A 15,906-nucleotide genomic window follows, 5' to 3' on the forward strand; every position below is an offset into this window, starting at 1 on the left:
GAACTGTATTGCGGGTCATACCCCCCCCTAACCGCCGGGGGTGGGGGGGGCGGGGAGGCCGTGGGGGTGCTCGACGACTTCCGCGTGTCGGCCGTCGAGCACCTGGCCGACTACTGGACCCATCCCTCGTCGAGGTGGACCGTCCAGGCGTCTCCAACTGCGGGCCAGCCGGTCCCCCGGGACCGCTGGAAGGCGCGGTGGGCCGACGTCTCCAGGGCCGCGGACCTCCGGGCGTGGACCTGGGAGTACGCGGGGCACACGCTCCTCGTCCTTCGCCATGACGCCCGCCTCCATGGGCAACCCGCGCTGACCGCACGTGAGGTGGCGAAGATCCTGGTCGTGCTGGCCGGTCGCGGCTGCACCCGGGTGGAATGGGGGGAGGACGCGCGCCGTCCGGCGGAGGAGGTGGTCGGCGCCGGGGAGTTCTCCGCGTGGTGGCGCGACGTCCTCAGCGCGACGGTGAACACCCGGACGCTCCAGGCGGCGGAGCAGGAGATCGTCTCCACCACCGAGCGGGTGGGGGCTGCCCTCCACGCGGCCGGGAGCCCCGGGATCCGGACCTTCACCGTGAACTACCATGACTCCGTGAGCGGTTGGCGTCTCGTCCTCGACTGGCCGCGGCACGTCGCGCCGCCGAGCGTCGAGCTGCCGGTCCTGCCCTGGGCCCCCGCCGGTGACCAGTGGTGGTACGGAAACTACGACGGCCATGCACGCGCCTACGAGACGCTGACCCTGACGCCCGGCTGGTCACCCCCGGGTTCGGTCGGATTCGCCGAGGTGTGGACCGAGACCGTCTACTACAGCCACCAGCGGAAGAAGTGGGCCTCCCACACGCCCGCGTGGTTCGCGCGGTCGCTGCTGAGGGACGAGATCAGCCACCCCGGCCCCGGGCACGGCGACGACTTCACCTTCCGCCTCGCCGAGCACACGGACGCCCGCGAGTTCGTCCCCTTCGTCGTGGCCCTCGCGGGCATGGTGACGACCGCGCTCCTCGACGTCGCCCGCGACCACGGTGCGGCCCCCTGACCCCGCACCCCGCACCCCGCACCCCGCACCCCGCACTGACGTCGGCCGGTCGGGGTGGGGTTCGGGCAGGCCCTGCCGGGGCGCGACAAGCACCTGCCCCACGTACCGACCCCCGGCCCGGCGGGGGAGGCCGCCGGGCCGGGACGTGACGAGAGAGAATGGACCATGGCGCAGCACGGCATGACGGTGGACGGCATCGTCGAACGGATCCTGTTCGTCGGCAGTAACGGCCTCACCGCGTTGCGGCTGGGTCTGGAGGGCGGGGAGAGCCTGACGGCGAAGGGTGAGGTGCTCGTCGGCGTCCAGCCGGGCGAGACGCTTCAGCTGACCGGGACGCACGCCCAGCACCCTGTCTACGGGGCCGAGTTCCACGCCGTGGAGTGCCGCTACGTCGAACCGGCCACGCTGCACGCTATCCGCAGGTACCTGGCATCAGGTCTGGTGAAGGGCATCGGCCCGAAGCTGGCCGACGCCATCGTCGACCACTTCGAGCTGGAGACCCTGCACGTCATCGACACCTCCCCCGGCCGGCTGCGGGAGGTGCACCTGATCGGGGAGGCCCGCTACGCCGGCATCGTCGCCGCCTGGCAGGTCCACCAGGAGATCCGCCAGCTGATGGTGCTCCTCCAGGGGGCCGGGATCTCCCCGACCCATGCCCCGCGGATCGCGCACCACTTCCGGGTGGAGCGGCAGGAGGCGCACGATGTCACCGACGTGCTGGAGATCGTCCAGGAGGCCCCGTACCGGCTCACCGAGGTCTACCGGATCGGCTTCACAACCGCCGACAGACTTGCTCTGGCCCTCGGCTGGCCGGAGCGCAGCCCGGAGCGGTTACGGGCAGCCCTGGTCCACACCCTGGAGGACTCCGCCGTCCGCGACGGACAGACCTTCCTCTACGACGACGAGTTGTTCCGCGCGACCTCGGAGAACCTGCGCGACGAAGGCCTGGCCGCTCTCCTGCCCGAGCAGCTCGACGTGCTCGTCGGCGAGCGCCGGGTCGTCCTCCAGGACCTCCCCCACCGCGGGCGGCTGCGCCCGGCGGTGTTCACCCCGCGACTGCACGGGGCGGAGACGTCGGCGGCGTCGCGCATCGCCCGGCTGCAGAGCACCGGAACGCGTCTGGCCTCCCTGCACCCCTGGCGCAGGGAGCCGTTGCCGCTGCTCGACAGTGCCACCCGGCTCACGGCGGAGCAGGAGGCGGCGGTACTGATGGCCGTCACCGAGCCGGTGTCGGTTCTCACCGGCGGCCCGGGCTGCGGGAAGTCCTTCACCGTGAAGTCGATCCTCGACCTCGTCGAATCGGTCGGCGGCAGGGTCGGCCTGGCCGCGCCCACGGGCCGCGCGGCCAAGCGGCTCTCCGAGCTCACCGGCCGGCCGGCCACGACCGTGCACCGGATGATCGGCAAGCCGAAGGAGGAGGACACCGGGCCGCTGAGCCTCTTCGACGCGCACGATCCGCTGGAAGCCGATCTGGTGGTGATCGATGAAGCGTCCATGCTGGAGGTGGCCCTGCTGGACCGGCTTCTCGGCAAGCTCGCCCCCGGGGTACACCTGCTGCTGGTCGGTGACGTTCACCAGCTGCCGAGCGTCGGACCGGGTCAGGTCCTGCGCGATCTCCTGTCCGTGGCGGAGATCCCGCGGACCCGGCTCAGCACGATCTTCCGTCAGGACGGCGCCAGCAGCATTCCTGTGAACGCCCAGCGGATCAACCGCGGCGAGGACACCGTGAACGGCGGCGAGTTCTGGTTCCTGGCGGTACCGGACCACAGGATCAGCGACACCGTGGTGGACCTCGTCACCCGTCGGCTCCCCGGCACCTACCCGGTTCGGCCCGACGACATCCAGGTCCTCGCGCCCGCGACGAAGGAACCTGCCGGAACCCGCGACCTCGGCCTGGCGATCCAGGGCGCCGTCAACCCCCACCAGGACGGCTCGCCCCAGCACTTCGCCGACGGCCGGCCCTTCCGCCTGAAGGACCGGGTCATCGCCATCCGCAACGACCCGCGCAAGGGCGTCCTCAACGGCACCACCGGCACCGTCACCGCGATCGACGACAAGGAACGCCGGATCCACGTCACCATGGACGACGCCGCAGCCGCCGTCTACGGCTTCGAGGAACTCGACGAACTCCTGCACGCCTACGCGATCACCGTCCACCGCTCCCAGGGCAGCGAGTACCCGATCGTCGTCGTGCCGCTCACGAAGAGCTCGTCGTACCTGCTCCTGCGCCGCAACCTCCTCTACACCGCGGTCACTCGCGCCCGCCGGCTCGTGGTCGTCGTGGGTGACCCCGAAGCCCTGGCGATGGCGATCAAGAGGCCTGCGGACCCCCGGAACTCCTCGCTCGCGCTCCGGCTCCACGAAGCCCTGACCGGCGACACGCTCCTGCCCCGCCCCAGCGTCCACCGCAATGGCCAGACCACCCTGTGCTGACCCGCACGGAGTGCCACCGGCGCCCTCCCGGTCAGCCCGCCGTGTGGCGCAGGATGTCGAGGACCTCGCCGGTGATCGCGGCCTCGTTCCGCTCGAAGGCCGGCCCGGTGAGCAGGTCGGGCTGCGCCGGGAGGCCGTCGAGCACGGGGGTGTGCAGGTGGCCGCCGGGCAGGTGCGGGGCGAGTTCCAGGCGCAGCCGGTTGGTGCGGTAGGCGACCTCGTTGGAGAGGTAGCCTCCGCCGCCGCCGGCGACCGCCCGCGAGCCGGGGGTCGGGCCGTCCTCCCGGTCGACCGGGCCGCTCGCCCCGGCGGGGATCTCGGTGACGGCGGTGTTCAGCCGGACCGGGTAGGGCTGCTGAACGGCCGTCATCGGCCCGGTGGGCAGGCTGGTGGCGATGAACTCGGCACCCGGGCCGAGGCCGGGCGCCGTGACGGGGTGCGCGCGGGTGCCGCCGGAGAGCGCGCCGGTGTTGTCGGGGTAGGGGTCGGCGGAGCGGGCGCGACCGGCCCAGGCCTCCAGGGTGAACAGCCCGGGGTAGCCCTGGCTGATGGTGGTGATGAGCTCCGCGGCGCGCGGGCCGGGGGCGAGGCGTGGGGCGTAGGCGCGTTCGACGATGCCGCGGTCGAAGTCGCCGTAGCGGACGGGGAACAGTACCGAGCGGATCTCGGCGGGGGTGCCGTCGGCCAGGGTGATCCGTCGGCCGTTCAGTTGCAGGGCCGCCGAGCCGGAGGGGTTGGCGCGGCGCGGCTCGGTGTCCAGGCCGAAGGGGTCGAAGCCGCTCACGAAGATCCGCCGCACGCCCTGACGGCCGCTGAACCCGCCGTCGGTCAGGCCCCGCGAGGCGTCCTCGAAGCGCTGCCGCAGGGCGGCCCGGTCGACGGTGAAGTCCGGTTGCCAGCGGGCGAGTCGGACGGTCATCGCGACCCTGGTCCAGTACAGCGGCCGGTCGTCGGCGGCCGGGAGGTCGCCCCCGGGGCGGCGGCCCTGGGCGCGGTCGACGCCGGCCCGCCAGAGGGACGCGCCCCAGGCGTCGACCAGCCGGCCGGCCTCGGCGGCGCTGCGGGCGGTGCACAGGGCGGCGGGGAACCGGCGGACGAAGTCGCCGAAGCCGGCGCGTTCGGTCAGGGCGGCGGTCCGCGGGTCGGTGGTGCGGGACTGTTCGCGGTCCAGCGGCGCGGACTCGACGGTCCGGCAGGAGGGGTTGACCGCATGGGCGGTGGCAGCGGCGGGGAGGATCGAGGCGGCGAGAGCGCCGATGAGGGTCGCGGCGAGTGCGACCCGGCGCCGGGCGGTCGTCATGGCGTGGACATTACAGATACCCTCCCCGGATTCACCAGAGCGCCTCGCCTTCGCCACCCAGGGTGACCGCGGGCAGCGCCGGAACCGGGAAGCCCGCAGCAGAACAGGCCCCCACCCCCTGGCGGGTCACGCCCCGTAGCGGTTAACTGGGAGTGAGCAGGGCAGGAACGGAGGCCCGGCGATGGAATGTCCCCATCCCACCGGATTCCACACCGAGGTCCGCGCACACTACGCGGCCACCGGCGCCGAAGTGGCCCGGCTGCTGCGCTCCGTGTCCGAGGACCGCTGGACAGCGCCCACCCCGTGCCGCGACTGGGACGTGCGCGCGCTGGTGAACCACCTCGCCGCCCAGCACCTGTGGGTGTGCCAGGCGGTCGCCGGCTACACACCGGAGCAGATCGGCCACCGCTTCGAGGGCGACGTCCTCGGCCGCAACCCACTGGGCGTCTGGGCGATGGCCGTCCGCAGCGCGCAACGCGCCCTCGACCAGCCGGGCGCCCCCGACCTCCTGGTCCACCTCCCCTACGGGATGCGGGACGTCGGCGGGTACGCCCGCGAACTGGTCGCCGAGACCGTCGTGCACGCCTGGGACCTCTCCCGGGCCCTGGACGAGCGCGGACGGATGCCGCCGGCCTCCGCCCGGTACGCGCTCGACGAGTTCCACGGCTACCGCGATCTGGCCGGCACCGGCCTGTTCGACCCGCCGTTCACCGCGCCGCCGGGCGCGGACGCCGAGGAGCAGCTGCTGGCCCTCACCGGCCGCGACCCGGCGTGGTCCGCCGGTCGCATCTGACCACGCCCCCACCGACCCGCCCCACCGCACCGCCGGACGTCGGCCCGCTGACGACCGACCGACCCGCGACAGCGACAGCGGCGGTCGCGCGCTGCGCAAGGGCACATCCTGGTGAGCAGCTCCGGTGAGCGCCCCGCGGCCCCGCCGGCTGTCCGGCGGGGCTTCGGGCCTTCACGCGGGATCGATGGTCAGGGCACCCGCTTGAGGGGGGTCGTCAGCTTGCCCGTGACCACCAGGGCGAAGTCCTGAGGCCCCTTCAGCATGTTGCGGGCGAAGACCTGGATGAGGTACTTGCCGGGCTTCGGCGTCGGGAAGCGGACGACCTCCACGTTGTTGACGCAGTCCGAGGCGAGCAGTTGGGCGGGCAGACCGGAGTTGCCGATCTGCTTGGTGCCGTCGGGGGCCTGCACCAGCACGCTGAGGTCGTTCTGCAGGGCCCGGCCCGGCAGGTCCGTGTACGCGAGGCACAGCCGCAGCGGCATGCCGGCCGCCGCCTCGACCGAGAAGCGCATCCGGTCGCCGGTGGTGTCCAGCTGCTGGGCGGGGGTCTCCCAGTTGTCGAAGAAGCCGAGCACGAGGTCCGGGTTGCCGGGGTTGGGCACCGTCGTGGGCAGGTGGACGGCGCCGAACCCCTGCTGGAAGTGCGAATCGACGGCGGCCGCGTCCTGGCCCGTCAGCGTCGTGGCCCCGTTGATGAGGGTGGCCTTGAGCAGGGCGGCACTGGGCCTGGCCTGCCGCTCCTGCACGTAGTACTCGCGGACCAGGGCGGCGCACCCCGCGACCAGCGGCGTGGCCATGCTGGTGCCGCCCATGAACGCGTACCTGGTGTTCTCGTGCAGGCCCCAGTAGTTCTTCTTCGGTGCGGCGGCCGAGCGCGCCGAGAGGATGTCGGTACCGGGGGCGACGACATCGGGCTTGACCCGCCAGTCGTCGCAGGGACCGCGGCTGCTGAACGCGGCCAGCCCCTGCGGGTCGCCGGAGACCTTCTCGTCGGCGATCGGCGGATCGGGGAAGGGGATGATCGGCGGAGTGGGATTGCGCCAGTCACCCCAGGTGACGCCGTCGCCGGTCGGTCCGTCGGTCCGGCTGGTGCGGGATGCGCCGACGGTCAGCGCGTTCTTGCTCGACCCGGGGGACTCCACCGAGAGCCAGTCGACGAACCCCTGCTCCGAGCGCAGGCGCACCTCCGCCGCCGTGCCCGAGTTCCCGGCCGCGATGATGATCAGCATGTCGCGGCGGCGGCGCACGTACGCGTCGACGTCGTCGGAGTTGGCGGTGTACGCCGCCTCGGTCGCCGCCCCCCAGCTGTTGTTGTGGATGCGGGCGCCGGCCTGGAACGCGGGCTCGAAGAGGTCCTCCAGGGACAGCGGCAGACCGCCGAGGCCGTTGTTCCGGTCCAGGACGGACTGGAAGTACAGCCTCGCCTCGGGCGCGACACCCCGCAGGGCGCCCGCGGACGCGGAGCCGTCGCCGAGGATGGAGCCGGACACGTGGGTGCCGTGGCCGTGCGGGTCGGAGCTGTCGCCGGGCCGGCCCAGCGCCACCGTGTCGACGACGCGGCCGGCGAAGTCCGGGTGGGTGGGGTCCAGTCCGGTGTCGGCCACCGCGACGATCTGGCCGTTCCCGCGGAACGGCAGGTCGGCCGTGCCGGGGTTGCCGTTCGCGGTGACACCCAGCAGGACGCGGGCGACGTCGTTCAGCAGCCGCGGCGGCACATACTGGCTCATCTCGGCGACGCCCGGGACCTGCTTGATCTCGTTCTCCAGCGGCGAGCCGGCGGGCAGCCGGATGCGCAGCCGGCGTCCGCTCTCCGCGAGGATCGTCGCGGCGGGGTCGTCCACCCGGGCCGCGATCCAGCCCCGGACGGACGGGCGCACGGCCTCGTCGGTCACCACGAGGTCCCAGGTGCGGGCGGCGGGTTGGGCCTCCGCCGCTGCAGCGGCGTCGGGCCCGCCGCCCTCGACCGCCCCGCCGGCGCCACCACCCGGCTCGGCGGCCGCGAGCCGCACCGGAGCGGCCAGCCGCGGGCCGTAGCGCTCCACGGACTTGACGAAGGGCAGGTTGACCACGGTCTCCGCCTGCTCGGGGGTCGCCGTGACCAGGTACGCGCGGGAGGGGAAGGCCTGCTGCAGCACCGTGCCGGTGGCGCGGATCTGCTCCCGGTAGGCCTCCAGCAGCGGCTCGCCCAGCCGCAGCACCCACTGACCTGGCGTTCCCGGGTCGAGCGGGATCGCCTCGGCCTCGGGCGCGGCCTCCGCCGCGGAGAAGGCGGCGGACCCCGGCGCGGCGATCAGCGAACGGGCCAGCGGCGAGGACTCGGCCCGGCCGTCCCCGTCGAGCCGGTCGACCGTCAGCCCGGCCTGCTCCAGACGCGGCAGGTCGCTCTCCTGGGCGTCCCCGACGACGAAACTCCCGGTGGACGAGGAGTTTCCGAGAATGCTCAGTGCCGCGGCTTCCTCGGATTCATGCATGTAGTAGGCGATCACACGCATGGCAATCGCCCCCTTCCGGAGCGCAGGAACATAGGGAATAGTCGAGAACGGGAAAGGGGATTCCGCCGGCCAGGATCGACCGTGGGCATATCCACTTTCAATGTACCGCCGACCTGCAGGTACAGCCTCACCGGAACCTGCGGATTCGGCCTCACCGAAGTAGGCTGCGGACGGCGGGAAGTGACCATCCGTAATGAAATGTTCGGCGGCATGCGTTATCGGTGATTTGCCATCCGGAAGGATTATGGGGTTCGTTCACCCCCACCTTCCCCGGGGTTCCGGTCGATCACCACGCCGCCCGGCGCGCGGAGGGTCACCGCCCACGGGCACCCGGGGCCCGCCGCACCCCCGGTCGCGTCCTTTCGACCCTCCCGCCCTGGCACCCGCCTGCCCTCACGCCCTCCCTCCCGTCCGCCCGGCCGTGGGGACCGGATCCGGATGCGCTGAGCGGGGAGGTCCTGGGCCGCCGGCGGTGGGGGGTGGGAGCCGGCCACACCGTGCGGAGGTCTGGTCGCGGCGGTCCTGGTGGTGGTCCGGCTGGTGCCCGGTCGCAGCCCGGTCGGCGACACCGCGGGACCGCGACGAGGTCGACCTATCCAAGCGTCGCCCACGGCGTTCCGGAGTCGAGGCCGCGCCCGGGGCCGTCGCCGGCTTCCCGGGCCTGGGCCCAGGCCGGCCCGTCCGGTGGGGCGGGCCGGCACCGCCTGTGCCCCGGTTGGCCACCGGATGGGCGGGTAACTTGGAGTTATGGGCACCGACACCGACGCTACAGAAGGTGACGGCCGGATCACCCAGGATGCGGGCGACCGTCCGACCGTCGGCGTCGAGGAGGAGTACCTGCTGCTCGACCCGGACAGCGGTCTGCCGCTGCCGCACGTCGACGCGGTGCAGGAGGAGGCCGGACTGCACCCCGCCGTGCACCACACCGAGCTGCAGAACGAGCTGCTCCAGGCGCAGGTCGAGGTGGCCACCCCGGTCTGCCGGGACCTCGCCGAGGTCGGCGGCCATCTGCTGCGCCTGCGGCACGCGCTCGCGGCCGCCGCCGAGACGGCCGACTGCCGGCTCGCCGCGTGCGGCACCGCCCCGTACGCCCCCTCCACGCCCCCGGCGATCGTCGACGCCCCGCGTTATCGCTCCATCAGGCGGAACATGTCGCGGCTGGCCGACGAGGCGCTCATCAACGGCATGCACGTGCACGTGGCCGTGCCCGACCCCCAGACGGGAGTCGAGGTGCTGAACCGCCTCCGGCCCTGGCTGCCGGTGCTGATCGCACTGTCGGCCAACTCGCCGCTGTGGTACGGCTCCGACACCGGCTACGCGAGTTGGCGCACGGTGGTCTTCAGCCGCTGGCCGATCAGCGGGATCCCGCCGTACTTCGCGGACGCGCAGGACTACGAGCGCCGCATCGACCACCTGCTGGAGGCCCAGCTGATCCGCGACCGCGGACAGCTGTACTGGCAGGCCCGGCTCTCGGCGAAGTTCCCGACCGTCGAGCTGCGCGCGATGGACGTCCAGCTGCGCGCCGACGAGGCGGTGATGCTGGCCGGGCTGGTGCGCGCGCTGGTCGTCACGGCGATGCGGGATGCGGCCGCCGGACGTCCCACGCCGGAGCGGACGCCGGAGAGCCTGGACGGTGCGGGGTGGCACGCCGCCCGGTACGGCATGGACGGCACCCTGCACGATCCGGCGACGGGACTGTCCCGGCCGGCCGGCGAGCTCGTCGGCTCCATGCTGGCCGCGCTCACTCCGGTCATGGACGAACTGGGCGACACCCGCGCGGTGGTCCCGCTGGTCGACCGCCTGCTGAACGAGGGCAACGGCGCCGAACGCCAGCGCCGGCACCTGGCCGAACACGGGCGCTCCGGACTGATCGGGATGATCGCGGCGCAGAGCGCGGCGGCCTGAGAGGGGTGGCCTGAGCGACGGCCTGAGCGGGGCGGGGCCGCAGGTGCACGGTCCGAGGACACCGCGGGTGCGCGAGCCGGACGGCCGGAGGTCGGCCAGGGCGGCATCGCCCGCGGCATCGAGCTGCCCTCCGGCGAGACCCCGGTGCTCACCGACGCCGACCTCGCCGAGGCTTCGCACACCTGCCGCGGCTGCGGGACGGGGCGGCGCGGCTAGCGCGGAGGCCGGGGCGCAGCGGCCGGAGCGCGCCGAACAGCCACACGAATTCCGCCGCGGCGACACCGTACTCGGCCATCGCGAAGTCGATCAGGCCGTGCCGGCCGGTCGCCTCGTCGTAGAGCCAGTTCCGGGTCGCATAGTCGCCGTGCCGGTAGACCAGCGGCAGCTGCTCGGCGTGGAAGCGGGTGGATTCGGCGGGCCGAGTACGCGGGGTGCGCGGGGCGGGCTGCGGTTCAACCGGACGACCAGGGCGACGTGGATGATCGCGGGCCGCACCAGCTCGACGATTTGACGGCTACAAGCCCGCCCGGGTCAGCAGCCACTCCATGCGCTCGACGGGAAGGAACGGCGAGGCGGCAGCGGCCTCCGCCACGCTCTCCGAGGGGTCGGCGAGGAGCCGGCACAGGGATGGGAGCGGGAGGTTTCGGTGGGACGCGACCGCGCGGCGAACGCGGTCTTCGGGGTCGGCGGCCAGCTTCTCGGCGAGTTCCGCGGGCAAGTCCGGATCACGGGGTGCGAAGGAACGGAGCCGGGGCTCGGGGTCGGTGACGAAGCGGCGCAGGGCTGCCGGCGGGAACGTCAGGACCTCCGCTGTGTCCCACCAGAACGTGAACTTGTCCCGCCGGGGCCGGTAGCGGCGCTCGATGCTCTCGGCGGTCGCGAGATCGACCAGGTGCGGGGCGGTGTGCGCCATGGTGAGGCGGACCATCTCCTCCTCGTCGTCGAGCAGTCGGGCCACCGCGTCGGCGGGAAGGGCCTTGCCGGCGGCCGCTGAGACCCGGAAGCTGACATAGGGCGAGTCGATGTGCGGCAGCGGATCGGCCGTCACCCAGGGCAGCCGCAGGATCCGCAGTTCCGTGGGCGCGAACTCGTTCTGGAACCACTGCAGGACCGTTTCGTCGTCCGCGTCAGGGCCCGGATCAGCCGTCGAGCGAGGCAGCTCGTGGACCGAGGCGTGGATCTGGGCCCGCACCTGCTCGGGCGTGTCCGGCCGGGCAAAGACCTTCACCCGGACGCTCAAGGCCGGATCGACGGCAAGGACGTCGCGGACCGATGGCGGCAGATCGGGGTGCCGGGCGAGTTCGGCGCGCACGTCGCTGTCCGGATCCTCGGCGAGCCGCTGGAGAGTGTCCGCGTCGAGAACGGCGTGAATCACCGCGCCCGCCCGAGTCACCGGGTCCGCCAACAGCGCCGGCAGCAGGTCCGCGGGCGGTGTCGGATGCGGCCGATGCACGTAGTAGGTCGAACAGGCCGCGGCGCGGACCGTGGCCTCGGGATCGGTCAGCAGAATCCGGCGGACCGCCTCCGGTGCTTGTGTCCAGTGCCTCGCCAGCACGGCGCGGATCGCCGGGTCGGAGTCGGCAGCGAGGCGGGCCCGCAGGTCCGACGGCACGTGATGGCCCTGAGCCAGGAACTCGCGGACCTTTGGATCGGGATCGTCGATGAGCTGCTCCAGCATCTCCCTCGGTGCGGTCGCGGCGCGGACAACGAGCGCGGACCGCACCGCGCTGTCCCGATGGGCGGCCAGACGGATGCGGAACCGGTCCGGCAGCCGGTCGTTGAGCGCCAGGCTGTGCAGGAGCCGGTGGTCGTCGATCGCGACGATCTCGGCGACCATGGCCTCGGTGAGGTCCGGGCGCCGCGCCACCTCCCCCATCCCCCGCCGCCATCCGAACAGTCGCCGGATCAGGGGAGCCGGCAAGGCGGGGTTGATCGCCAACCCGTCCATCACCTTGGCGAGGTGGAGCGGAGTCACGGCGTCAACGTCCATGGGGCCAGGATGCCAGTCGGGCTTCGATTCGACGCTACCGGGCTCGGGCGCACACCGATCAAGGCCTACTCGACGGGCGATAGGAGGGTTCCACCGACATCAACTGTCAGTGGACCCGGATCCTCACACTCCCCCTGCTGGACCGGAAGCACGCGGAGGCCAAGGACCTCCCCGGGCTGCATCGGCGAGGCTGGTCAGGACGGAGCCGGACCAGTTGCTCTCCCCGAACACGCTGACGGGAACGGCGAGCACGCCGTACTCGCGCCGGAGCGTCTCCGCCGGGATGTCGACCGGGAAGAAGTAGTTGCCGGGACAGGTCCGGCTCGCCGTGGGAATCGCCCCGAGCACCTCGTCCGGCAACCGTTCGAACAACCGCTCAGCCCGTGCGGCCAGTTCGTCGACGACCTGCCGGGGCACGTCGCGGTGCTCGGTCAGCAGGCGGTCGGCGAGCAGGAGCTGGGCCGGCGTCGGCGGATCCGCCCGGAACGCGGCGGCCAGTTCGGCCTGCTCCGGGCCCAGCAGGACCACACCGAACGTACGTGGCCACAGCCATCCCTTGGTGACCGAGTGCAGCAGGACCGCACGACCGGTGTCCAGCAGTCGCCGAGTGCCGGCGGCGAGCGGGGCTCCCAGGTCGTAGACGCTGTCGATCAGCAGGGAGCGGTGAGGTGACTCCCCCAGCCATGCGATCACCGCATCGCACTCGGCGTCGGACAGGTACCGGCCGAGCGGCTTGCTGGGGTTGGCGAGCAGCAGGTACTCGGGCCGGTCGTCCGCCGGCGCACTCGGCAGGACCGGCGCCGGCAGTGTCGGGTAGGACGCGGGCACCAGGCCCGCCGCGTGGGCCAGCTCGAAGTAGACCGGGTACACGTCGCCGGGCAGCCACAGCCGCGCCTGCACGGCGCGCAGCCGGTGGAACACCACACCGAGCCCGTGCCGGACCCCACGGGAGACCATGGCGCGGCCGGACCACTCCTCCGGCAGCTCGTACCGCCGCAGCCAGGCACGAGCGAGATCGCACCGGTACACCGTCCTCACGTCGGTCGGCGGCTCCGGCTGCAGCGGAGCGAGCGCCCGGTACACGTTGGTCTCGGCGGCGTCCAGGAGCGACGGGGCGGCCTTGAGCCGGAGCTGCCGGAATTCCTGGAACTCCTCGTACCTCATGCCACCGCCCCTTCCGGCACGATCTCGCTGGCCCGGTCCTCCAGGGAGGCGTAGCAGCGCCCGTCGGCCAGGACGTTCCAGCTGCGCGCGATCCCGTGGGTGCGCTCCCAGAGCAGGCTGGGCTCGGTGTAGGCGGCGATCCGTATCGGCCGGCCGTCCCAGCTGCCGTCGTAGACCGGCGCGCCCCAGGGCAGGCGGCTCGCCGGTTCGAAGCCGTGCTGCTCGGCGAACCGGGTGACGACGGACAGCGAGACCTGGTGCTCCCGGCTCCAGACATTGGCGGCGCGCTCGAAGTAGAGCGACTCCGTACTGGTGGAGACGTAGAGCTCCTTGAAGCAGACCTCCTCGACACCGAGCGCCGCTGCCCACGACAGGTAGTCGGCGACGCCGGCCGCATCGGCCACACCGCCGTGCTGGAGCACGCAGATCAGCCTCATCCGCAGCCCCGGCCAGCGGTCACGTCCCGAGCGCCAGGTGTCGACGACGGAGCTCACCGGTGTGCGCAGCATCATCAGCCGCTCGCTGACGGCGTCGTCCTGGTGGTGCCGGGAGACCGCCAGCACACTCAGGCCTGCGGAGCCCAGCGCGGCCAGTCGGTCGGCCCGGTCGGCGTGCGTGCCCTTCGCCAGAGTGTGCGCATTGGTGATCAGGACGACCTTCGGGAAGGCCGCCGAGCAGGCGGACACCAGCCTCAGCTGCTGATCGAACGGTATGAGCGTGGGCTCCCCGCCGCCGGTGATCACCGCACGCTCGGCACCCGCCGCACGGGCGCGCTCCAGCCACGGGCCGACCAGGTCCCACGGGACGCGTGCCGGCGCCTGGTCGGTGGAGATCGAGGCCGCGGAGAAGCAGAACGAACACCGGGCCTGGCAGGCGGAAGCGACCGGCAGAATCGAAACCGAGCGCGGTCGCATGTCGGCGTAGCGACGCAGTGCCGATCCGTGCAGGTGAAGGGAAGCCGCCATCGCATCCTCGACGGTCGTCGGGCGTAGCGTGAACTCGTCGTCGCCCACCTGGTCGAGCTCGTGGACGGCCGACAACCGGACGCGGGGCTCGTGCAGTTCCATGCCGAGGCCGGTCGACACGTTGGGCACCAGCGCGTCGGGGTCCACCGCGGTTTCCAGCACCAGCAGCCGGTCGCCCGGAATGGCCAGACGGTCCAGCAGGCGTCGCGCCTTGCCGATGCCGATACCCAACTCCGCACGGGTCAGCAGGTGGAACCGGTCGGGGTAGGTACTCTCCGGGATGCCCGCCTTCCCGTAGGCGAACGCGTACTTGTCGAAGCCCTTCGCGAAGTTCGACAGCACGATGACGTGGAAGCGCTGGTCGCTACGGTTCATCCCGTCATCATGCATGAACGGGTCTCCTACTGATCATTGATATTTCGGGATCGGCGCTCCGGCATCGGGGCCGGCAGAGCCTCGAAGGCCGGGTGGAGGCCCGGCGGGCAGCAGGGCCCCGGCGGGTCCCCGCCGGGTGGAGCGGGGACCTGATCGGGATCCTCAGTGGTGGAACAGCCTGAGTCCGGTGCGGATGAGAGCGATCCGATGCTCGCGGCAGGCATCCTCGACGTCGGTGGATCGGATGGATCCGCCCGGTTCGGCGATGTAGGCAACGCCGTGCCGGTGGGCGTGGTCGACGTTGTCGCGGAACGGCAGGGCGCCGTCCGAGACGAAGGCCACCTCGGCCAGTCCCGCGAGCCACTGCCTGCGCTGCTCGTCGGTCAACTCGGGTGCGGGTGCGGACAGGACCGTCGACAGGCGTGCGCTCTCGTCCGGGGTGAGGTCGCCCTCGATGTAGCGGATCTGCCAGTTGATGCGGTCCTGGCGCCGGGTGCCCGGTTGGAAGGAGAGCGCACGGACGGCGGGGTGGCGCCGCAGCCACCAGGTGTCGGTCTTCGCGCCCGCCAGGCGGGTGCAGTCGACGCGGGACTGCTGGCCGGCACCGATGCCCAGGGTCGCCCCACCACGCAGGTAGCAGACGGAGTTGGACTGGGTGTAGCGCAGGACCGCCAGGCCCAGCAGGAGGTCCTCGGCCGCCGTGGTCGGCAGCGTGCCGCATACGACGTTGTCCAGCAGGGCGGTGGACAACCTCACCTCGTCGCGCTGCTGGGACAGCCGCAGGCCGAACACCTCCCGTGCCTCGTGCTGCGGGGGTGTGAACGCCTGGTCCGCTTCCATGACCAGGAAGCGGCCGTTCTTCTTCCTGCTGAGCGTCGCGACGGTGCCGGGGGCGTAGCCGGGGGCGATGACGCCGTCGCAGACCACGCGGGACAGCAGTTCGGCGAGTTCGGTGTCGACCGGGTGCGACACGGCGGCGAAGTCGCCGTAGGAGGACTTGGGATCGGCGTCGCGGGCGCGCAGGTACGCGCTGGTGAGCGCACCGACACTGTCGCGGTCGATGCCGTAGAGCTCGCCGGTGACGTCATCAACGGGTCCCGCCACGGCCGCACCGGCGGGCGAGACGTGCTTGAAGGAGGCCGCGGCCGGCCGGTTCAGAGCTCGGCTCGCTTCCAGCACCAGCTGCCAGCTGTTGAGCGCGTCCAGCATGTTGATGTAGGACGGGCTGCCCTGCAACACCCGGACCGGCAACCGGCCGAGCTGCACCGGCGCGGTAGAAGCAGCCACCTGCTGCGGGTTGATCCCATAGCGCAGATCCACGTCATAGCCTCCTTCGTCAGCGGGAACATCACTGACGCAGGCGCCCAGGCGGTCGACGCTCACGCGGGAACACGGTCGCTCCCCGGTGGTTCTCCACCCTCGCCAGTCGCGACCGGACACGATGCTACCCGCAGGAGCCCACA

The 15,906-nt window shown here is 72.4% G+C and carries 10 protein-coding genes, 1 pseudogene and 1 riboswitch; of the genes and pseudogenes, 4 read left to right on the forward strand and 7 right to left on the reverse strand.

The annotated features are described in order from the left end of the window. Nucleotides 1-66 precede the first annotated feature (66 nt). On the forward strand, nucleotides 67-1,026 hold the full coding sequence (locus ACWGB8_RS03320; RefSeq protein WP_452209760.1) for a hypothetical protein: 960 nt from the start codon (nucleotides 67-69) through the stop codon (nucleotides 1,024-1,026). 165 nt (nucleotides 1,027-1,191) lie between these two features. After that, entirely contained in the window at nucleotides 1,192-3,459 is a 2,268-nt protein-coding gene (recD2, locus tag ACWGB8_RS03325; RefSeq protein WP_452209761.1) for an SF1B family DNA helicase RecD2, read from the forward strand. Between the two features lie 31 nt (nucleotides 3,460-3,490). Here recD2 and ACWGB8_RS03330 read toward each other — a convergent pair whose 3' ends face one another. Next, nucleotides 3,491-4,759 carry a pyroglutamyl peptidase gene (locus ACWGB8_RS03330; protein ID WP_452209763.1) on the reverse strand — a complete coding sequence of 423 codons (1,269 nt, stop codon included), beginning with the start codon at nucleotides 4,757-4,759 and terminating at the stop codon, nucleotides 3,491-3,493. 181 nt (nucleotides 4,760-4,940) lie between these two features. Here ACWGB8_RS03330 and ACWGB8_RS03335 point away from each other — a divergent pair, with 181 nt between their 5' ends. Next, on the forward strand, nucleotides 4,941-5,552 hold the full coding sequence (locus tag ACWGB8_RS03335) for a TIGR03086 family metal-binding protein (protein ID WP_452209765.1): 612 nt from the start codon (nucleotides 4,941-4,943) through the stop codon (nucleotides 5,550-5,552). 188 nt (nucleotides 5,553-5,740) lie between these two features. Here ACWGB8_RS03335 and ACWGB8_RS03340 read toward each other — a convergent pair whose 3' ends face one another. After that, nucleotides 5,741-8,044 (reverse strand): S8 family serine peptidase, encoded by a 2,304-nt coding sequence (locus tag ACWGB8_RS03340; RefSeq protein WP_452209767.1) that lies wholly within the window; start codon nucleotides 8,042-8,044, stop codon nucleotides 5,741-5,743. A gap of 747 nt (nucleotides 8,045-8,791) precedes the next feature. On the opposite strand from ACWGB8_RS03340, the gene ACWGB8_RS03345 reads away from it, so the two are divergent. Continuing rightward, nucleotides 8,792-9,949, forward strand: coding sequence for a carboxylate-amine ligase (locus ACWGB8_RS03345; protein ID WP_452209769.1), 1,158 nt, complete (start codon nucleotides 8,792-8,794; stop codon nucleotides 9,947-9,949). Nucleotides 9,950-10,097: 148 nt separating this feature from the next. Here ACWGB8_RS03345 and ACWGB8_RS03350 read toward each other — a convergent pair. The 5 genes and pseudogenes from ACWGB8_RS03350 to ACWGB8_RS03370 form a co-directional block, all read right to left on the reverse strand. After that, nucleotides 10,098-10,421: pseudogene (locus ACWGB8_RS03350) on the reverse strand (phosphotransferase); the annotation flags it as partial. A gap of 42 nt (nucleotides 10,422-10,463) precedes the next feature. Beyond that, nucleotides 10,464-11,939, reverse strand: a complete 1,476-nt coding sequence (locus tag ACWGB8_RS03355) for a hypothetical protein (protein ID WP_452209771.1) — start codon at nucleotides 11,937-11,939, stop codon at nucleotides 10,464-10,466. A 123-nt stretch (nucleotides 11,940-12,062) separates the two neighbouring features. Next, the gene (locus ACWGB8_RS03360) at nucleotides 12,063-13,103 is read right to left on the reverse strand and encodes an aminotransferase class I/II-fold pyridoxal phosphate-dependent enzyme (protein WP_452209773.1); all 1,041 of its coding nucleotides are present in this window, start codon (nucleotides 13,101-13,103) and stop codon (nucleotides 12,063-12,065) included. Further along, nucleotides 13,100-14,443: a radical SAM protein gene (locus tag ACWGB8_RS03365; protein WP_452209775.1), complete on the reverse strand. Its 1,344-nt coding sequence runs from the start codon at nucleotides 14,441-14,443 to the stop codon at nucleotides 13,100-13,102. Before ACWGB8_RS03365 ends, ACWGB8_RS03360 begins: the two co-directional genes overlap by 4 nt. Nucleotides 14,444-14,605: 162 nt before the next feature. Next, nucleotides 14,606-15,763 (reverse strand): phosphoribosylaminoimidazolecarboxamide formyltransferase, encoded by a 1,158-nt coding sequence (locus tag ACWGB8_RS03370; RefSeq protein WP_452209776.1) that lies wholly within the window; start codon nucleotides 15,761-15,763, stop codon nucleotides 14,606-14,608. A 35-nt stretch (nucleotides 15,764-15,798) separates the two neighbouring features. Continuing rightward, nucleotides 15,799-15,883: riboswitch (ZMP/ZTP riboswitch) on the reverse strand. Nucleotides 15,884-15,906 lie beyond the last annotated feature (23 nt).

The sequence above is a fragment of the Kitasatospora sp. NPDC054939 genome, assembly GCF_053610105.1.